Origin of the sequence: Streptomyces sp. DvalAA-43 (assembly GCF_900091725.1) — a bacterium.
GTDB lineage: Bacteria > Actinomycetota > Actinomycetes > Streptomycetales > Streptomycetaceae > Streptomyces > Streptomyces pulveraceus.
In genome coordinates this window covers 34,880-52,464 of sequence record NZ_FMBW01000088.1, presented here as the reverse complement: position 1 = coordinate 52,464, position 17,585 = coordinate 34,880, and the positions used below count along the sequence as shown (strand labels likewise).

General features: G+C 71.8%; 18 protein-coding genes and 3 pseudogenes. 7 read left to right on the top strand and 14 right to left on the bottom strand.

Translation table 11 applies throughout. The features are described 5' to 3' along the window. Positions 1 to 353 precede the first annotated feature (353 nt). Complete coding sequence (locus GA0115234_RS37155; protein WP_093550585.1) at positions 354 to 902, top strand: cysteine hydrolase family protein; 549 nt, start codon at positions 354 to 356, stop codon at positions 900 to 902. A 72-nt stretch (positions 903 to 974) separates the two neighbouring features. Next, positions 975 to 1,522 (top strand): annotated as a pseudogene (locus GA0115234_RS37150) (GNAT family N-acetyltransferase). Between the two features lie 69 nt (positions 1,523 to 1,591). Here the strand turns inward: GA0115234_RS37150 and GA0115234_RS37145 are convergent. Further along, positions 1,592 to 2,311, bottom strand: coding sequence for a hypothetical protein (locus GA0115234_RS37145; protein ID WP_093550583.1), 720 nt, complete (start codon positions 2,309 to 2,311; stop codon positions 1,592 to 1,594). 228 nt (positions 2,312 to 2,539) lie between these two features. Between GA0115234_RS37145 and GA0115234_RS37140 the strand changes: the two are divergent. Beyond that, positions 2,540 to 4,405 (top strand): annotated as a pseudogene (locus GA0115234_RS37140) (alkyl/aryl-sulfatase). A 65-nt stretch (positions 4,406 to 4,470) separates the two neighbouring features. Further along, positions 4,471 to 4,689, top strand: coding sequence for a hypothetical protein (locus tag GA0115234_RS37135; RefSeq protein ID WP_093550581.1), 219 nt, complete (start codon positions 4,471 to 4,473; stop codon positions 4,687 to 4,689). 62 nt (positions 4,690 to 4,751) lie between these two features. Here the strand turns inward: GA0115234_RS37135 and GA0115234_RS37130 are convergent, their stop codons facing one another. The 10 genes and pseudogenes from GA0115234_RS37130 to GA0115234_RS37085 form a co-directional block, all read right to left on the bottom strand. Then, positions 4,752 to 5,021, bottom strand: coding sequence for a hypothetical protein (locus tag GA0115234_RS37130; RefSeq protein ID WP_093550579.1), 270 nt, complete (start codon positions 5,019 to 5,021; stop codon positions 4,752 to 4,754). Then, positions 5,011 to 5,493: a DUF6114 domain-containing protein gene (locus tag GA0115234_RS37125; protein ID WP_093550577.1), complete on the bottom strand. Its 483-nt coding sequence runs from the start codon at positions 5,491 to 5,493 to the stop codon at positions 5,011 to 5,013. Before GA0115234_RS37125 ends, GA0115234_RS37130 begins: the two co-directional genes overlap by 11 nt. 86 nt (positions 5,494 to 5,579) lie before the next feature. Beyond that, positions 5,580 to 6,257, bottom strand: coding sequence for a DUF6230 family protein (locus GA0115234_RS37120; RefSeq protein WP_237542046.1), 678 nt, complete (start codon positions 6,255 to 6,257; stop codon positions 5,580 to 5,582). A 258-nt stretch (positions 6,258 to 6,515) separates the two neighbouring features. After that, positions 6,516 to 7,385, bottom strand: a complete 870-nt coding sequence (locus tag GA0115234_RS37115) for an SAM-dependent methyltransferase (RefSeq protein WP_370804724.1) — start codon at positions 7,383 to 7,385, stop codon at positions 6,516 to 6,518. A 203-nt stretch (positions 7,386 to 7,588) separates the two neighbouring features. Further along, positions 7,589 to 8,692, bottom strand: coding sequence for an NAD(P)-dependent alcohol dehydrogenase (locus GA0115234_RS37110; RefSeq protein ID WP_093550571.1), 1,104 nt, complete (start codon positions 8,690 to 8,692; stop codon positions 7,589 to 7,591). A 2-nt stretch (positions 8,693 to 8,694) separates the two neighbouring features. Next, positions 8,695 to 10,101 (bottom strand): aldehyde dehydrogenase family protein, encoded by a 1,407-nt coding sequence (locus tag GA0115234_RS37105; RefSeq protein ID WP_093550569.1) that lies wholly within the window; start codon positions 10,099 to 10,101, stop codon positions 8,695 to 8,697. A gap of 7 nt (positions 10,102 to 10,108) precedes the next feature. Next, positions 10,109 to 10,885, bottom strand: a complete 777-nt coding sequence (locus GA0115234_RS37100) for a (5-formylfuran-3-yl)methyl phosphate synthase (protein ID WP_093550638.1) — start codon at positions 10,883 to 10,885, stop codon at positions 10,109 to 10,111. A 205-nt stretch (positions 10,886 to 11,090) separates the two neighbouring features. Continuing rightward, positions 11,091 to 11,516 carry a fluoride efflux transporter CrcB gene (gene crcB, locus GA0115234_RS37095; RefSeq protein WP_093550567.1) on the bottom strand — a complete coding sequence of 142 codons (426 nt, stop codon included), beginning with the start codon at positions 11,514 to 11,516 and terminating at the stop codon, positions 11,091 to 11,093. After that, a complete protein-coding gene (locus GA0115234_RS37090; RefSeq protein ID WP_093550565.1) occupies positions 11,513 to 11,860 on the bottom strand; it encodes a DUF190 domain-containing protein in 348 nt (115 codons plus the stop codon). The genes crcB and GA0115234_RS37090 overlap by 4 nt, the downstream gene beginning before the upstream one ends. After that, positions 11,857 to 12,236 (bottom strand): annotated as a pseudogene (locus tag GA0115234_RS37085) (CrcB family protein). Before GA0115234_RS37085 ends, GA0115234_RS37090 begins: the two are co-directional and overlap by 4 nt. Positions 12,237 to 12,640: 404 nt before the next feature. On the opposite strand from GA0115234_RS37085, the gene GA0115234_RS37080 reads away from it, so the two are divergent. From GA0115234_RS37080 to GA0115234_RS42030, 3 genes are read left to right on the top strand one after another with little or no spacing between them, the layout of a single operon-like run. Continuing rightward, positions 12,641 to 13,126, top strand: a complete 486-nt coding sequence (locus tag GA0115234_RS37080) for an inorganic diphosphatase (protein ID WP_161275737.1) — start codon at positions 12,641 to 12,643, stop codon at positions 13,124 to 13,126. A gap of 50 nt (positions 13,127 to 13,176) precedes the next feature. Continuing rightward, complete coding sequence (locus GA0115234_RS43990; protein WP_107405843.1) at positions 13,177 to 13,971, top strand: hypothetical protein; 795 nt, start codon at positions 13,177 to 13,179, stop codon at positions 13,969 to 13,971. Positions 13,972 to 13,975: 4 nt separating this feature from the next. Then, positions 13,976 to 14,512, top strand: a complete 537-nt coding sequence (locus GA0115234_RS42030; RefSeq protein WP_256088906.1) for a SixA phosphatase family protein — start codon at positions 13,976 to 13,978, stop codon at positions 14,510 to 14,512. 88 nt (positions 14,513 to 14,600) lie between these two features. Here the strand turns inward: GA0115234_RS42030 and eno are convergent, their stop codons facing one another. Genes eno through GA0115234_RS37055 form a run of 3 tightly spaced genes read right to left on the bottom strand, consistent with a single transcriptional unit; the run spans position 14,601 to position 16,990 of the window. Continuing rightward, the gene (gene eno, locus GA0115234_RS37065) at positions 14,601 to 15,875 is read right to left on the bottom strand and encodes a phosphopyruvate hydratase (RefSeq protein ID WP_093550558.1); all 1,275 of its coding nucleotides are present in this window, start codon (positions 15,873 to 15,875) and stop codon (positions 14,601 to 14,603) included. Between the two features lie 50 nt (positions 15,876 to 15,925). Next, positions 15,926 to 16,462 (bottom strand): 2,3-bisphosphoglycerate-dependent phosphoglycerate mutase, encoded by a 537-nt coding sequence (locus GA0115234_RS37060; RefSeq protein ID WP_256088908.1) that lies wholly within the window; start codon positions 16,460 to 16,462, stop codon positions 15,926 to 15,928. A gap of 27 nt (positions 16,463 to 16,489) precedes the next feature. Beyond that, positions 16,490 to 16,990 (bottom strand): inorganic diphosphatase, encoded by a 501-nt coding sequence (locus GA0115234_RS37055; protein WP_093550554.1) that lies wholly within the window; start codon positions 16,988 to 16,990, stop codon positions 16,490 to 16,492. Positions 16,991 to 17,585 lie beyond the last annotated feature (595 nt).

Genomic DNA, 17,585 nt, shown 5'->3' with positions numbered 1-17,585 from the left:
CACCCTAGGCGGATCCTGACAAACCGCCAGGTCAGGCCCGATGCGTCGAGGGCGCGGGCGGGCGGGTCGGGGCCGAAGCCGGAGGCGGCCACCCAACGGTCGCGCACCACGGCCGGAGCGCGGCCGAAGGCCCACCGAGGCCGCTCACGCCCCCTTGCCGACGGCCCCCGAGGCCACCGATCCCCGGCGCACCGCCTTCACACACCCCAACACACGATCGCCTGGCGAAAACCGTCCCCGGCGGGCACACTGCCACGTGCCGAAGGCCGCCCGCCGCCGGACCGCGTACCGCCCGAACACCGAGAATCCGGCCCGCACTTCGGAGCCGAACCGACCTCGTTCCTGGAGACCGTATGAGCACCGCCCTTCTCGTGATGGACGTCCAGCGAGCCGTCGTGGACATCGCCGACGACGGCTCCGGATACCTGCCGCGCCTGCGCAGGGCGATCGACGGCGCACGGGCGGCGGGCATTCCCGTCATCTACGTGGTCATCGCACTGCGCCCGGGGTTCCCTGAAGTCGGCCCGCGCAACAGGGCGCTCACCGCCGTCGCACGGGCCGGGCTCCATGTCGAGGGCGACCCCGGTACGGAGATCCACCCCGATGTCGCGCCCCTGCCGGGCGAGGTGGTGGTGACCAAGAGGCGGGCGAGCGCGTTCTCGGGCAGCGATCTCGACGTGGTGCTCCGGGCGCGCGGCATCGACAGCCTCGTCCTCACCGGCATCGCCACCAGCGCCGTGGTGCTGCACACCCTGTGCCAGGCCAACGACCTGGACTTCGGCCTCACCGTCCTGGCCGATGCCTGCCTGGACCTCGATGCCGAGGTCCACCGTTTCCTCACCGAGAAGCTGTTCCCGCAGTGGGCGGATGTCGTCACCGTCGACGACTGGCTCAATTCCTGACGGGGCAGGGGCCGTTGCCGCCGCCGATCGGGGAAGGCTCCCACCCGGCGGGCGCACGGTAGATTGCCCGCCATGACTGATCCCGGAGCTTTCGCCTGGCCGCCCGCCCCGATCAGGACCAAGCGCCTCGTCCTCCGCGAGTCCGAGGCCCGGGACCGTGCGGCGTTCGTCGAGCTGCTCTCCTCGCCGGAGGTGGCACCTACACGGGCGGCTCCCGACCGCGCGACGAACTCGAACGCGCCATGCCCGGGATACCCGGGCGACGCCCCGGCCTCTTCGTGATCGAGCTCGACGGGGCGATGATCGGCATCATCGAGCTCAACCGGCGCGCCCCGGAGCACCGCAGTGACGTCCGTCCGGACGGAGGGGAGGCCGAACTCGGCTACCTGCTCCTGCCGGAAACATGGGGGTGCGGTTACGCCGCCGAGGCATGCACGGCGGCACTCGGCTGGTTCGCCGACGCGGTTCCCGGCCGGCCGGTGGTTCTCGCCACCCAGACCGCCAACGACCGCTCGATGCGCCTCGCGGTGAAGCTGGGCTTCACCGAGATACGACGGTACGAGGCATGGGGCGCCGAGCAGTGGTTCGGCATGTGGTCCCCGGTCACGCCGTCCGGTTGAGACACCGCAGAGCCCGCTTCGTCGACCAGCGCCGCCGAAGAGTCCCGGCCGGCGTACCACCGCACTGCGTCACGAGTGGTAGAGCACCCGTACGACCATCGTGTCGCCGGGCAGGCCGTCCAGATAGGCGTTGAACATCCGCTTGTAGTCGAGGCCGCCGGCCTCCACCCACCGGCCTTCGAGGGTGAGCAGGGCGGGCGTGGGCAGCACGGCGGCCACATGGCGGGTCACGTAGGTCTCCCGGTCCTCGTCGAAGTGGAGGGCGGGGTCGAAGGTGAACCGTTCCTCCAGGGCGGGGTCGGCCTCGATCGCCTGGATCAGGGGCTGTTCACGGAAGGCGACGGCAGCGGCCTCCCTGGCGTGTTCGGGCTCCAGGTTCCTGACCCGCTCGGCGAAGTGGCGGAAGGGCAGCGCGGGCGGGTAGCGGTCGGCGAAGGCGTGGTACGCCGTCCAGGTGCCGGCCGCCCGGCGGGCCTCTGCGGCGCGGGGCGTGTCGAGGTCGAGGATGCCGCGCGGACCGCCGTGACAGCGGGAGAGCGGCAGGTCCACGGGGGGGGGGTTGACCCAGTCGTCGTACCGCACGAGCCGGGGGTCGTCCTCGTGGCCGGGAAGTACATCGAGGAGACAGCCCGCCCCGGAGACAAACCAGTAGCTCCACTCGCCCACCCAGTCCGGGTGGGGGCGGTCCTCACGGTCGTACCAGAAAGGGGCCATCGCCTGTTCCATCGCCTGCTTCAGCCCGTCGGGGCCGACGGGCTGAAGACAGACGGTGATGCGTTGTTTGCCCATGGTGTCCCCTTGTGTGGTGCGATGTGTGCCGGGTGCCCGCCCTGTCACGGCGGTCCGCGCGCCACCGAGGCCCGCCCCCCTGTGCCCGGGGTCCCCCGAATGGCCGAGGTGAGTGGCTCGGGTCGTGGCCTTGGGGAAGCGTGACAGGCAGCGTTCTCCGGGTACCCGTCGACGTGATGGAGCCCCACCTTGACCGATACCAGTGAGTCCAGAGCCGCGGAACCCAGCATTGTCGCGGGCAATGCCGAGGTCCGCAAGCGCTACCCCTTCGACGACACACAGGACTTTGAAGACGCGCAAAGGTGCTTCGTCGGAACGGCCGCGGAAACCACGGTACGCGGCAACGGCAACGGGGCCGGTGTATGGGACCTGGACGCGTACGGCTTCCTCGACGGGGACTGCTCGGACACCGCCAACCCCAGCCTGTGGCGGCAGGGCCGCCTGGTGGCCGGCACGGTCTGTTCGAGGTGGTCGAGGGCATCTACCAGGTCCGGGGCTTCGACCTGTCGAACATGACGATCGTCGAGGGTGACAGCGGCATCCTCGTCATCGACCCCCTCATCAGCGCGGAGACGGCCGCGGCAGCCCTCGCGCTGTACCGGCGTCATCGTGGGGACCGGCCGGTGACCGGAGTGCTGTACACGCACAGCCACGTCGACCACTTCGGCGGTGTCAGAGGGGTGGTCCGCCAGGAGGACATCGACGGCGGGGTGCCGGTCATCGCCCCCGAGGGCTTCCTGGAGCACGCGGTCAGCGAGAACGTCTACGCCGGGACGGCCATGGGCCGCCGTTCCGCCTACATGTACGGAGCCGCTCTGCCCACCGGGGCACGCGGGCAGATCGGCGCGGGGCTCGGACAGAGCACGTCCACCGGTGCCGTGGGTCTGATCCCGCCCACTCTGGACGTCACGCACACCGGGCAGAGCGAGACGGTCGACGGCATCCGGATGGTCTTCCACCTCACCCCCGGTACCGAGGCCCCGGCCGAACTCAACATCCACTTCCCCGACCACTCGGCGCTGTGCATGGCCGAGAACGCGACGCACAACCTGCACAACCTCCTCACCCTGCGCGGCGCCCAGGTCCGCAACCCCCATGTGTGGGCCCACTACCTCACCGAGGCCATCCGGTTGTTCGCCGGCGGCGTCGATGTCGCCTTCGCGTCCCACCACTGGCCGACGTGGGGGCGCGAGCGCGTCCTCGCCTTCCTGTCGGAGCAGCGAGGCCTCTACGCCTACCTGCACGACCAGACCCTGCGCCTGCTCAATCAGGGGCTGACCGCGCTGGAGATCGCCGAGACCATCCAGGTGCCACCGGCTCTGGAACGCGCCTGGCACACCCACGGCTACTACGGTTCGGTCAGCCACAACACCAAGGCTGTCTACCAGCACTACCTGGGCTGGTTCGACGGCAACCCCGCCCACCTGTGGGAACACCCCCCCTGTCGAAGCCGCCACCCGCTACGTCGAATTCATGGGCGGGGCCGACACCATCCTGCGCCGCGCCCGCGATTCCTACGACGCCGGTGATTTCCGCTGGGTCGTCCAGGTCGTCAACCACGTCCTGTTCGCCGAGCCCGACCACACCGAGGCACGGGCCCTCCATGCGGACGCGCTCGAACAGCTCGGCTACGGCAGCGAGAACGGCACCTGGCGCAACTTCTACCTCACCGGTGCTCTGGAACTGCGCAAGGGACCGGTCGGTACACCCACCGTCGCCGCCTCCCCGGACCTCCTGAGCGCCCTGACCCTCGACCAGCTCTTCGAGTCCCTCGCCATCCGGATCGACGGGCCCCGCAGCTGGCACGCCGACCTCGCGATCCGCTTCCGGGTACCCGACGCGGCCCCGGTCACCCTGCGGCTGCGCAACGGCGTCCTCATCCACACCACCGGAACAGCACCCGGCGAACGCGCCCCCGACCCCGAGATCGCCCTGACCGAGGCCGACCTGCGCGCGATCCTCATGGGCACCGCCGACCTCTCCGACCTCGCCGGCCAGGGGCGTGCCGAGATCTCCGGCGACCCCGGCACGTTCGCCGAACTTCTCGGCTACCTCACCGCCCCCGACCCCGACTTCGCCATCGTCACTCCCTGAACCACTCATCACTCCCTGAATCACTCGTCACCGGAAGGACCCCGACGCGCAAGGAGGGCACGCAGGTGGCCGACAGAACCGGCAGGGCGATGCGGCTCCCGGTGCTGCGGGGCCTTCCGGGCCCGAGCGGCCGCGACGTACGTGGCGATGTGCTCGGCGCCCTGACGACATGGGCGCTGATCGTCCCCGAGTGCGTGGCGTACGCGCAGATCGCGGGCGTGCCACCGCAGAACGCCTTCTACGCCGGACTGGCGGCCCCGGAAGCACCGACGCGGCGGGAGTGAGCACGGCGATGCCGCACATCCGGCCGCTCCGGCGGGGGACCTGACGGTCGTGGGCCCGCCGGTCACCCGGCCCACGAGCGGAGCTGCGGCCCCGAGACGGACAGGTCGCCACCGAATCGCCCGACCGGTGAAACGGTCGCGTCGGCGAAGGCGATCGTGCGGGCGGGAGCGGCCGGGTGCGCCAGCCAGGGAGGTACGGAGTCGGTGGTGACGGTGACGGTGCGGTCGTGCGGCGGCGGGGCGTCGCCCAGCGCAGTGACCGTGCCGGGCAGCTGGTGGACGTGGAGCGTCAGTACGCCGTCGCTGCCGTGGGTCCGGTTGTCAGTTGTCACGTAGGCCGTCTCCTGCCGGAACGGCGGCGGGCGCGTGGTCCGTCGATACCGGCAACGGCTCGTCGGCCACGGGTGGAAGCCAGGCGCAGGCCAGCGCGCCGCCGATCAGCCCGGAGACCAGCCCGAGGAAGAGGCCGCCGAAGTTCGCGACGGGAAACGAGATGAGGGCGAGCAGGAGGGTGGCGATTCCGGCGAATACCCGGAGCTGGGGGCGGTACCAGAGGGTGACGCCCAGGGTCACGAGCAGGACTCCGATGACCAGCGATCCGGCGCCGGAGGTGGTCGACAGGGCCAGCGGAATTCCGCCCAGGTCCAGGTTCGCGTAGGGCCAGTACAGGATGGGCAGACCTGCCGCCGAGGTGAAGAGCCCGGCCCAGAAGGGACGTTCACGACGCCAGGCTCTGAACCGGTGCCGGGCGTGAACCGCCGCAGGGCGCAGCCGGTGGTGTCCGCCGGAGATGTGCGTGGTCATGTGTCGTCCTCGTCGGAGGTGCGGCGTGCGCAGGGACCGCGCGAGGCGGATACGGGAGAACGGGTGCCGTGCTGTCCGCTGCGGGGTCAGAGGCATTCGTGGCGGCCCTGCTGGATCTGCACGTGCAGACCGGGCACATTGAACGTGCCGGCGGAGATCGCGACCGCGGTCACGTGCACATCGGTCAGGGTGGCCGACTCGGCCTGCTGCGCCAAACCGTTGGGGTCGAAGGAGCGCGCGTCCCTGTCACCCGGTGAGACCGGCCCCTTGGTGATCTCCCCCTGTGCGATACCGATGTCGATGCCGTTGAAGTTCGCCTGCCCGACCGACTCGAACGTCGCGTCGAGGAACATGTTCGACGCTTCGGCCGGACGCTCGTTGCCGCCGGTGAGCTTCAACGTCTGCGGGCCGAGTACCGGGACGTCGACCGTCACGGACTGGCACAGCCCGCTGATCGCCGCGTGTCCGGCTCCGGTGACCAGGACCGGCACGGCCTCGCCCTTCCTGGAGACGTCCACCATGCTGTAGAGGCTGAATCCACGGATGGTCAGGGCGTCGGCGGTGACCTGGAACCTCTGGCCGGAGATGAGGAACGACGCGGCCAGCGCACCCTGTGCCATGGCGATACCGAGGGCCGCACAGGCCGCGACGCTCGGTACCAGGATCACCGCGAAGCGCCGCCAACGGGTTCTACCGGCGCGGTGCGGCATCCCGTCTCCTTCGATCGCCCAGCGGGCCCGCCCGTACCGGGGCAAGACGGGCATCGTTCCGTCGTCCGGTGACGGATCCTAGGCTCGCGGGCAGCGCGATCAGCTGCACGCCGGGACCGCCGCACGGGTGACGCAACTTCTGTCGCGCCCTTCGGGCGACCGCCGAACGGGTCGCCCGATCCGGTCGATCGGCTCACCTGCCCGGCCGCCCTCGGGTGGCCGGCCGGACGGGCGAGCGCGTCAGGCGCGAGTACCGCCGTGCAGGTGCTTCGTTCCGCCGGGCGCGGCCGGCGGCCCGGTTGTCCGACGGTGTCACGGCCGGGGCTTGTTGGCGAACACCCATCGGTTGCCCGCCAGTGCGTCGTTCTGCTCGGGCAACGGGCCGCGTCCGTGATGGCGGGTGTAGTCGAAGGGCGTCCGGACCGATGTGGACCAGCCCTTGCCCGCCAGATCACCGGCGGAGTCGGGGCGCTGCTCCCGGGCGAACAGGTGGAGCAGGTCGATGCCGATCTGGTCCGCCGTCGAGGTGTAGAGCGGGCTGTCGCGGTATTCCAGCAGGTCCTTGTCGAGCTTGACCTCGAACGCCAGGGCGCTTCCTCCCGCGCTCAACCGGTCCACCGTGTCGATGAGGTGCGTCTCGGCCGCGGCGGGCAGGTAGAAGAGCAGACCCTCGGCCAGCCAGACACTCGGTACGGCCGCGTCGAAGCCTGCGGCGGCCAGCGCCCCGGCCCAGTCGTCGCGCAGATCGGCCGGGACGGGCACGCGCGCCGCCTTCGGAGCGGCCGACAGGCCGTCCAGCACCTTGTGCTTGAACGCCAGCACGCCTTCCCTGTCGATCTCGAAGACCGTGCAGCCGGCAGGCCAGTCGAGCCGGAACGCCCGCGTGTCCAACCCCGCGCCGAGCAGCACCACTTGGCGGATGCCGCCGGTGTACACCGACCGGAGGAGGAAGTCGTCGAGAACCCTCGTCCGCAGACCGAAGTAGCGCGCGAACCGCCCCCACAGCGGGTTGGCGTCCCCGTCCGGAACCTGTTGTAAACGGACGGGCCAGTCGGCGGATGCCGGTGCGGCGAGCACGAAGTGTTCCGCGTAGACGTCCCGTGCCAGGGCGTCGTCGCGGTGGGTCTCGATCGCGCGCGCCGCGGCGACCAGGAGTGCGGTCAGGCCGACACCTCCTTCCACGCCTTCCACTCCGGTGTTCACAGACGTTGTGCCGACCACAGGTGCTCCCTTGGGCGAGTTGAGACCGCGAACTGCGAGGATCGCGAATGATGGATCAGCGGCGGACGCACGGCGCCACCGCTCGGGGCGCTCCGTTCATCGAGGAGCGCTGGATGGTGCGGGGTGCCGCGGCCACCGGACGGGCAGGGCATCGGGTACCTCGTTCATCCGCTTCTCCCCTCCGGAAGCAGGACGGGTTTGACCACGCGGCCCGCGTCGCAGTCGCGTTCGGCCTCGTTGATGTCGGCGAGCGGGTACGTACGGATCAGCTCGTCGAAGGGGAACCGCCCGGCCTGCCACAGCCCGGTCAGTCGCGGGATCAGCAGGCCCGGGACCGCGTCCCCCTCGCAGATGTGGGACATGGTCCTGCCCCGGTCCAGTGCCCCCGGTTCGAGCGGCAGCGCGGTGCGGAGCCGTGCGACCAGGCCGAGGCGGCCGGTCGGGCGCAGGGCCCGGAGCGCGTCGTTGATCAGCGGGGCGGAGGCCGTGGTGTCCAGCGCGTACTGCGCACCGCCTTCGGTCAGTCGCTGGATGCGGCCGGGCAGGTCGGCCGATGCGGCGTGCAGTGGGATCGCGCCGAATCGTTCGGCGAGGGCCAGCCGTTCGGGGTGCCGGTCGACGGCCACGGTCGTCGCTCCGGAGGCGGACGCCGCCATCACCGCGGCCAGGCCCACCGCGCCCGCGCCGAAGACCGCGAGGGTGTCGCCGGGTCCGGCGCCGAAGGAGTTGAAGACGGCCCCGGCGCCGGTGAGGAAGCCGCAGCCGAGCGGCCCGAGCAGTTCGATGGGCAGCGCGGGGTCGGCCCGGACGGCGTTGCGGGCCGGAACCACCGCGTACTCGGCGAACGCGGACTGGCCGAACCACCGGGGGGCCAGTCCGCCTCCGGCCGCGTCGGTGAACCGCGCGGCGTTCTCCTCGCGTCCTCCGAAGAGGTTGAGCGAGGCGAAGGAGTCGCAGTAGGCGGGGGCGGCGGCCAGGCAGTTCCGGCAGTGCCCGCAGGAGTCGAAACTGAGCACGACGTGGTCGCCCTTGTTCAGGCCGGTGTCCGGGCCGCCCGTCTCCACCACGACCCCGGCCCCCTCGTGGCCGAGCACCGCGGGCAGGGGTGTGCGGCCCGCCGAACGCCGGACCGCGAGATCGGTCCGGCACATCCCGCAGCCCGCGATCCTGACCAGGATCTCGCCGTCGGCCGGTCCGGTGTTCAGGATCACCTCCTCTACGGCGAACCTGCTCTCGTACGAGCGCAGCACCGCCGCGCCGAACCTCATCGTCATGCCTCCTCCGGGCGGTGCACGACGAACGGCCGGAGGTTCCCGTAGAGCCCCCACGGCCCGCCCGCGACGCCGAGGCCGCTGTCCTTGATGCCCGCGAAGGGCTGGGCGAGGGAGAGTTCGGCGTGGTGGTTGATCCATGCCGTCCCGCACTCCAGCCGGTCGGCGACCGCCTCGGCCCGGTCGAGATCGGTCCCCCACACCGAGCCGCCCAGTCCGAAGCCGGTGCCGTTGGCCGCCTCGACGGCTTCGTCGAGGCTCCGGTACGGCAACACCGGCAGCACCGGCCCGAACTGCTCCTCCGTCACCACCGGACTGTCGGGAGGGACATCGGCCAGGATCGTCGGGGCGTGGAAGTAGCCCGGACGGTCCAGCCGGTGACCGCCGGCCGCGGCTCGGGCGCCGTCGGCCAGGGCCTGGGCGGTGTAGCGCTCGACCCGGGCCAGTTGGGGGGCGTTGTTGACCGGGCCCAGTTCCGTGCCCGGGTCGAGGCCCGCTCCGACGACGGCGGCCTTCGCGCGCTGGGCGAGGGCCTCGACGACGTCGGAGTAGAGCCGGGCCGGGGCGTAGACGCGCTTGACCGCCATGCAGACCTGCCCGCAGTTGCGGAACGCCGCCCAGAACAGCCGGTCCGCGATGCGCTCCACGTCCACGTCGGCCAGGAGGACGGCGGCGTCGTTGCCGCCCAGCTCCAGGGTGACGCGGCCGAGCGAGGCCGCCGCGCCCGCCGCGACGGCCCGTCCGGTGGGAACGGAACCGGTGAAGGTCACATGGCGGATCCCCGGGTGGGAGGCCAGGCGGGCCCCGAGGGGTTCATGGCCGCTGACGATCGTGAGTACGTCCTCGGGGAGGGCGGTGGCGAGGACGGATCCGAGCAGCCGGGTGGCGAGGGGGGTGAAGGGCGAGGGCTTGAGCACCACCGTGTTGCCTGCGGCGAGCGCGGGCGCCAGTTTCGCCGACGCCAGTTGGAGGGGGAAGTTCCACGGGACGATCGCGGCGACGGGCCCGAGCGGTCGCCAGCGGATCTCGCTGCGTACCGGGCGGCCGTCCGAGAGGGGCCGGGGCCCGGGGTCGAGCTCGGCGAAGTAGCGCAGGCGGGCCGCCGTGCGGGCGATCTCCGCGTACGACTCGGCCAGGGGTTTGCCCTGTTCACGGGTGAGCAGAGGAGCGATCTCCGTGCCGGCCGCCTCCACGGCGTCGGCTGCCGCGCACAGGGCGGCGGTGCGGGCGTCGCGGTCGGCGCGCCAGCCGCGCCAGGCCTCGTGGGCCCGGCCGACGACGGCGTCCAACTCGTCCGGCTGCTGGTCGGGGGCCTCCCCGAATGCCTCGCCCGTTGCCGGATCGAGGACGGCGAAGCGCTCGCCGACGGTGCCGGGCGTCGGCTGACGGAGCTGACTTGTCGGCATGTCGCGGTCAACTCGCGGCGGTGACGGCAGCCGTGTGTTCCCGGGCATGCCGGTCCATCTCCGCCCGGAAGGCGGCCACCAGGTGCGGCTGGATCCGTCCGGTGGTGCGGTCGCCCCCCTCGCAGACCGCCCCGCGCACCCCCACGATGTCGGTGCCGATGCGAGTCAGTGTGCCGAGGTCCTCCACCTTCACACTGCCCGCGAGGGCGGCGAGCAGCTCGGCCTCGTGGGCCCGTCGGACGAACTCCGCGCAGACCTCCGGCGGAACGTGGTCGAACAGCCGGGTCCCGTCCTTGACGGCGGTGTCGAGCATGGCCGCGTCGGAGCCGGAGCGGCGGGCGATGTCGGGCAGGGCGAGCGGGTTGACGCAACCGATCCGGTGGGCGTCGGCGTAGCCCGAGGCGACGACGAACGCGTCCGGCCGGTAGTCCTTCACCGCCCGGACGACCCCGCGCATGACGTCGATGGCCTGGTCGGGCGTCGTGCATCCGTAGAGGCCGACCTTGATGTACGTGGCTCCGGAGACGGCAGCGCCGAGCGCCGCCTGGGCCACCGTGCCGGGCTTGTACGGCACGTCTCCCACGGTGGCGGACACCGGCTTGTCCCCCGGGACCGCGTCACGGATCTCCCTGATGACCCACGGGTAGTTCGCACCGAGCGAGCCCTCGTCGGGCTTCTTGACATCGACGATGTCGAGGTGGTCCGCCGCCTTCGCGCAGTCGAGGGCTTCCTCGACGCTGTCCGGGGAGATGAGAAGCAACAATGTGGACTCCTTCCACCGCATGTCCACCTGGCCGGGAGGCAGGTGCGCGGTGTCGTCTGGATCCCTTGCGGTCAGCTCATCATTCCCAGGGCCCATGACCCCCGGTAGGGCGCACAGGGATCGAACGGTGTCGTCCCGGCCCATCGAGCGCGCCGTGCACGCCGGTTCGCACCAGTCCCACCCGACGAGGTCAGCCTCATCGTCCACTCCCCTCCCCCGACAAGAGCTACCGACAGCGGCGAGAAGCCACGACCCCTCGCGGTGCTTCGCGGGACGGCTGTCCCCGGATGGCCCGTGCGAGCGCCGCGCCGGTGAAAGCGGCTCCGAGTCCGGCCACCACGCTCGCCGTGACGTTGGCCGCCGCGTAGAAGCGTGCCCCGTCCTCGGCCGGGCGCAGCGTCTCGTACGAGAAGGTGGAGTAGGTCGTCAGGGCGCCGCACAGCCCGGTGCCGGCGAAGAGCCGTACCGGGGACGGCGCGGCCCCGGCCGCGACCGCGCCGGTGAGCAGCCCGAGGATCAGGCAGCCGACCACGTTGACGGTGAAGGTGCCCCAGGGGAAGAGGGGGTCGTGCCGGGACTGGACGGTGCGGTCGGTGAGGTAGCGCAGTGGGGCGCCGATCATGGCGCCCGCGATCACGAGCAGCCAGTTCACTGCCCCTCCTTGTCACGGCCGGCGCAGCGGATGACTTCGCAGTCGTCGAGGATGACGAAGCCCTCGGGGACGAGCTCGTCGAGCTGCGGCAGGAAGGCCCGGATCCGGTCGTGGGTGTCGACCATCACGATGGCGACGGGCAGGTCCTCGCTGAGGGACGGCAGGCGCATCGTGTGGATCGGCGAGGAGGCCCCGAGGCCTTCGATGCCGCGGAAGACGGAGGCTCCGGCCGGCCCGGCCCTGTGGGCCCGGTGGACGATCTCGGTGAAGAGGGGTTTGTGGTGCCACATGTCGTTCTCGCCGACGAGGACGGTGACGCGCGGCGCGGAACCGGTGGGTCTCATGGCTGCCTCCCTTCGACGACGCGGCGTGTCACGGTGACCGCGATCCGGACGGAGGCGAGGGCGGCGAGCAGGGTGAGGGCCAGGTAGGCCAGGCCGGTGCGTGCTTCGTCGTCCTCGACCGGGCGCTGGATGTCGGTGGCGTACGTGGAGAAGGTGGTGAAGCCGCCGAGAACACCGGTGCCGAAGCAGGGGCGTACCAGTCGGTGGGCCGCCCGGACATCGGTGATCACCACCATGAACACGCCGGTCACCGCGCAGCCGACGGCGTTGACGGCCAGGGTCGTCCACGGGAAGGCATGGGCCGCGGTGGGCCACAGCAGCGATGCCCCGTACCGTGCGGCCGCCCCGCCGCGCCACCGAGCGCGACGGCGACCATCACGGGACCCTGTCGCGGCCGCTGGTCGTCGTGTGGCCCGGGGACGGGGAGGTCGACATCGGGGTCGGCCTGCTCGTGCAGCACCGGGGTCCGGGGCTCTTCCACGTACGTCTCCTACTCGCCGGGCGCATCCGTACACGGGTGCGCGTCGCAAGTAGGGACCGTTGGCGGCGTTGTTGCCGCGGTTCGGGTACGGCGGGCCCCACCGCCGTGCGATGGGATCGAACCCACCGCTCCGGCGAGCTTACCGGGCGCCTGGAGCGTTCTCCCACCCGGCCGGGACCGGCAGTTGTACCGCCCGGCCGTGCGCGGGACACTGGACACATCGGGCGATGAGGCTCGCCGATGCGGCGCTGACGGCCTCTGCGTGATCCAGCCGACTGGCATGACAGGAGGTGGGCACGGTGCCTCGCATCACGGTCGACGTCGAGTCGACGATCGGGTCCTCCATCGGGAGGCACGGCGGTCCGGGGGCCGGCATACGTGACGCGCCGAGTCGCGCCGGTGGCTGGCCCGTGGGCGAAGGCAGCGTGGAGGACACCCTGGACACGGAGGGCCGGTCCGTGCGGACCATGGTCCTGATGCAGGAGCCGGCACGCCCGGGGGACGAGGTGAGCGCCTGGCCGGTGGCGGTGCTCCACCTGAGCGACGGCCGACATGACCTGGACGAAGTGGTGTGCGTGGCCGAGGCCGAACCCTTCGTCGATCTGGTCGACACCACGGATCTGGGCCGCCGGCACGCGGAGCCCGCCGCATGGGCGGCGGCGCTCGGCCGACTCTCCCCCGACACCGCCTACCGGGTGACGGGCTGCGGCAGCCGGAGGGAGGCCGACCGGCTGGTGGCGGATGCCCGGCACACCTATCTCCAGCTCACCGGCTGCATGGAGTGAGCCACACACGGGGAGTGACGGGGACCGGACGGAGCGAAAGGAGTCGGGCGGTGACGACGATCATCGACGGCCGTACGCGTCACGCGGTGGCACTGCCGTCGGCTCGCCATCGGCTGCTGCGGATGAGCGTGCACCTGCCGATCACCAACGGCGCACCGGGACCGGTCCACGCACGGGTACTCGTCGTCGCGGACGTGCTGATGCGCACGCTGGAGGCGGACGGCCGCCAGCTGATCCGGGCCTGCGTGCTCCCTGAGCCGTCACCGGAGCGGGTCAGGACGGTGGAGACCTTCATGACCGCCCTCGGAGTGCACCCCCCGGCCGTATTCACCGGCAGCGTCGAGGATGCGCTCGATGTCCTCGGGGGCCCGGCCGACGTGAACGTCTTCGGCGACGGACGACACGATGCCGAACGAGGGGTGTGGGTGGAGGCGGGGCGCGTGGACGGGGCCGGGGCCGGGGCGCAGGGCCTGTCTCCGGCCAGGGGCGAGGATCTGCTGGCCGTCAGGCTCGCATTGCTCGGCCACCCGTACCACCGGCCCGCCACGCTCACACCGGACGATGTGGCCGGTGCCGAGCGGAGACTACTGCGCTGGCGGGAGCGGGTGGCGCACTGGGCGTGCTCGCCGTCGAAGCCGGTACCGCGGGAGTTCGGCCGCGCGGCGGCCGACGCTCTGGCGGCGGACCTCGACACCCCGGCCGTACTCGATCTGCTGCTCCGTGCCGAGGTGGCCGACAGCATGCCCGAGGGCGCGAAGTTCGAGACCTTCGTGTCCCTGGACCGGATGCTCGGCGTGGAACTCATGCGCGAGATCGGGTGCGCCCCGCTGCCGGAGGCGGGGTGAGACGGTGTCCGGACCGAGGGCGGCGAGGCTGATCGTGCTGCGGCACGCCAAGTCGGCCCGGCCGGAGGGTGTGCCCGATCACGAACGCCCGCTCGCGGGCCGGGGCCGCCGCGACGCCCCGGCGGCCGGGCGACTGCTGCACGAGACGGGTTGCGTGCCCGACCTGGTCATCTGCTCGACCGCGCGGCGTACCCGCGAGACCTGGGATCTGGTCGCGGCACAGCTGAGTGCGTCGCCGGAGGTGGTGTTCGAGCAGCGGGTGTACGGGGCGAGCGCGGCCGCCCTGGTGGGAGTTGTGCGGGACGTGCCGGAGCGACGCCGGACCGTTCTGCTGATCGGCCACCAGCCCGGGGTGCAGGACCTGGTCCTGTCCCTCGCGGGAGACGGGGACGCGGAGGCGTTCGGGCGGGCCCGGGTCAAGTTCCCGACTTCCGCGGTCGCCGTTCTGGAGCTGCCCGGCCCGTGGGCGCATCTCGCGCCGGGCACGGCGGAGTTCACGGATTTCGCCGTGCCCCGCGGTGTGCGCGTCACGCCTCGATGAGCCCCGTCCCGGCAGGCCGACCGTGAGTCGGGACCGGCGCGGGGGGGGTACGCCCGGCCGACCGGTTCTCCTGGCCGCCTCGTTCGGTTCAGGCGTCGTCGAGCCCGAAGGGGAGCGTTCGGGGGGGTGCGTCGGCGAGTTCGAGGAGGCGGTTGTACTTGGCGACGCGCTCGCCGCGGGCCGGGGCGCCGGACTTCAGCTGCCCGCAGCCGGTGCCCACCGCCAGGTCGGCGATGAAGGCGTCCGGCGTCTCACCGGAGCGGTGGGAGACCATCTGCGTGTATCCGGCCTCGCGGCAGATCCGCATGGCTTCCAGCGTTTCGGTGACGGTGCCGATCTGATTGACCTTGATCAGTGCGGAGTTGCCGACCTTGCGGTTGATGGCCCGGGTGATGACGGCCGGGTCGGTGACGAAGATGTCGTCGCCCATCAACTGGACGCGGTCGCCGAGGCGTTCGGTGAGCCGGACCCAGCCGTCCCAGTCGTCCTCGGCGAGGCCGTCCTCGATGCTCCACACCGGGAAGCGGCCGGTCATCTCCTCGTAGCGGTCGATGAGCTGGTCGGAGGTGAGCTCCTCGCCCGCCACCCGGTATCGCCCGCCCTCCCGGAATTCGCCGGCGGCCGGGTCGATGGCGATGGCGACGCCGTCCCGGCCGAGTGGGTAGCCGGCGTCCTCGATCGCCTCCACCAGGACGGTCAGTACGTCCTCGGGGCGCTCGATGTCCGGCGCGTAGCCGCCCTCGTCGCCGAGCCCGGTCGGATGGCCGTCCGATGCCAGGCGGGCCTTGAGCCGTGCGTACACCTCCGCACCCGCCCGGACGGCTTCGGGAAGGCCGGGGGCACCGAGTGGGGCGAGCATGAATTCCTGGAAGTCCAGGTTGTTGGCGGCGTGGGTGCCTCCGTTGACGACGTTGAAGTGCGGAACGGGCAGCCGGGGAATGGTGCCCGCGACGCCCGCGAGGGACCGCCACAGGTCCTTGCCCGCGGCGACGGCCTCGGCGCGGGCCGCCGCGAGCGAGACGCCGGTGATCGCGTTGGCGCCGAGCCGCGCCTTGGCGTCCGTGCCGTCCAGCGCGATCAGCGCGGCATCCACCTCGGCCGCGGACGCGAAGTCGCGGCCCACCAGGGCCTGCGCGATCTCCCCGTTGACATGGCCGACGGCCTGGGTGACGCCCTGACCGGCGAACCGGGCGGGGTCTCCGTCACGCAGTTCCACCGCCTCGCGGGTGCCCGTGGACACCCCGGAGGGGACTCCCGCCCGGATGCGTATGCCGTCCGGGGTGATGAGGCTGACGGCGGGGGTCGGGCGGGCGCGGGAGTCGAGAATCTCCACGGCGCGCAGCCCGGACATACGCAGTGACATGATGTGCGTCCTTCATCGGTCGGCAGTCGGCCGTGGTGCGGGAAGCGGCGTCAGCCGTGCCCCTCGACGGCCACGGCCTCGGCGGCGGTCCGCGCTGCATCGGGCTCCGCGTAGCGCCCGCCGCACACGGTGGAACGCAGCGCGGCGTCGAACCGGTGGAGCAACGGGGCACCGGTCGGGATGTTCAGGTTCTCCACCTCCCGCAGGCGGGCGAGTTCGTCCTCCGCGAGCGGAGCGGGGGCCCCGGTGAGCGACCGGCGCCACGCCTGATACCGCGAGAGGCCGGCTTCCCGGCGTACCTCGCGTTCGACGCGCCCCGTCAGTGGCCCGTACTGGCGCTCGTTCAGCCGCCAGGTGCGGTGGACGGGAACCCAGGCACGGTCCAGGTGCGACAGGAGGATGTCCGCGGTGCGGATCGACCTCCGCAGCACCGAGGTGAGCACGAGGCCGGGTACGGGACCGTCGCGGGCCGGCAGCCCTGCCGCCCGTACCGCCTGCTGCTCGCCGTGCGGTGTCAGGGCGACATCGGCCCAGCCGGTGAAGCGGCCCTCCGCGTTGGTGGTGCTCTGCCCGTGCCGGAGGAGGATCAGCTCGCCCGGAAACGCCCATGGTGGTCACGAGGGTGCTCCGGCTTCCCCTCCGAGGGCGCGTACGCGGGATGCTTCGATCTCCGCATACGCCGCGTCCCGTCCTTCCCAGTGGGACCCCTCGACCGACTTGCCTGGTTCGAGGTCCTTGTAGACCTCGAAGAAGTGGGTGATCTCCAGGGTGTCGAAGGTGGGGATGTCGGTGATGTCCTGCACGGTGGCGTAGCGCGGATCGTGGGCGGGCACGCAGAGGACCTTCTCGTCGGGCCCTTTCTCGTCCTTCATGACGAACATGCCGACGGCCCGGCACTCGACGACGCAGCCCGGGAACGTCGGTTCGCCGACCAGGACGAGGGCGTCGAGCGGGTCGCCGTCGCGGCCCAGCGTGGCCTCGATGTAGCCGTAGTCCGCCGGGTACTTGGTGGAGGTGAACAGCAGCCGGTCCAGGCGGATGCGGTGCAGTGTGTGGTCCATCTCGTACTTGTTGCGGGATCCCCGGGGGATCTCCACCGTCACGTCGAACTCCATGATTTCCTCCTGGCATGGGGGCTTGGCCATTCGGTACGTCATCGGAAGGGGCGGGGGCGACGTCATGCGGTGGGGCCGGCAGTCCGGCGTGGATCCGCCCGTCGAGCAGCGTGGGTGCGCGACGCACCACCTGTCTCTCGGCGCCCTCGATCTCGTGCCGGGTGCGCCGGTTCTGCTTGCGCAGCACTTCATCGGTCTCCCGGCGCAGCAGCGCCGTTCGGCCGGCCGGCACCGCGTGAACGGGGCCCTCCCGCGTGCCCCGCCAGTTCACGGCGCGGCGCAGGCAGATGCCGTGCGTGCGCGTGTACTCGTCGGCACGCACGGGGTCGTGGAGCAGCAGCGTCTCCGACGCCCGCTCGGTCGCGTCGTCGTCCGCCGCACAGCACGGACGCCGGGCACGGCGTGCGTCCGGGGCATCGAGCAGCCGTGTCCATCCGGCGAGTGCGAGATCGTGGACCTGGGGCATCTGCCATGAGGCCGAGGCGTCGGCGAGCAGGCGCCGGGTGTGGGCGGGGCAGAAACCGGCGGCCGCCTCGACCCGGGCGCGGGCGCCCTCCTCCGTATGGCTTTCGATGACGAAGTACGACAGCCGGGG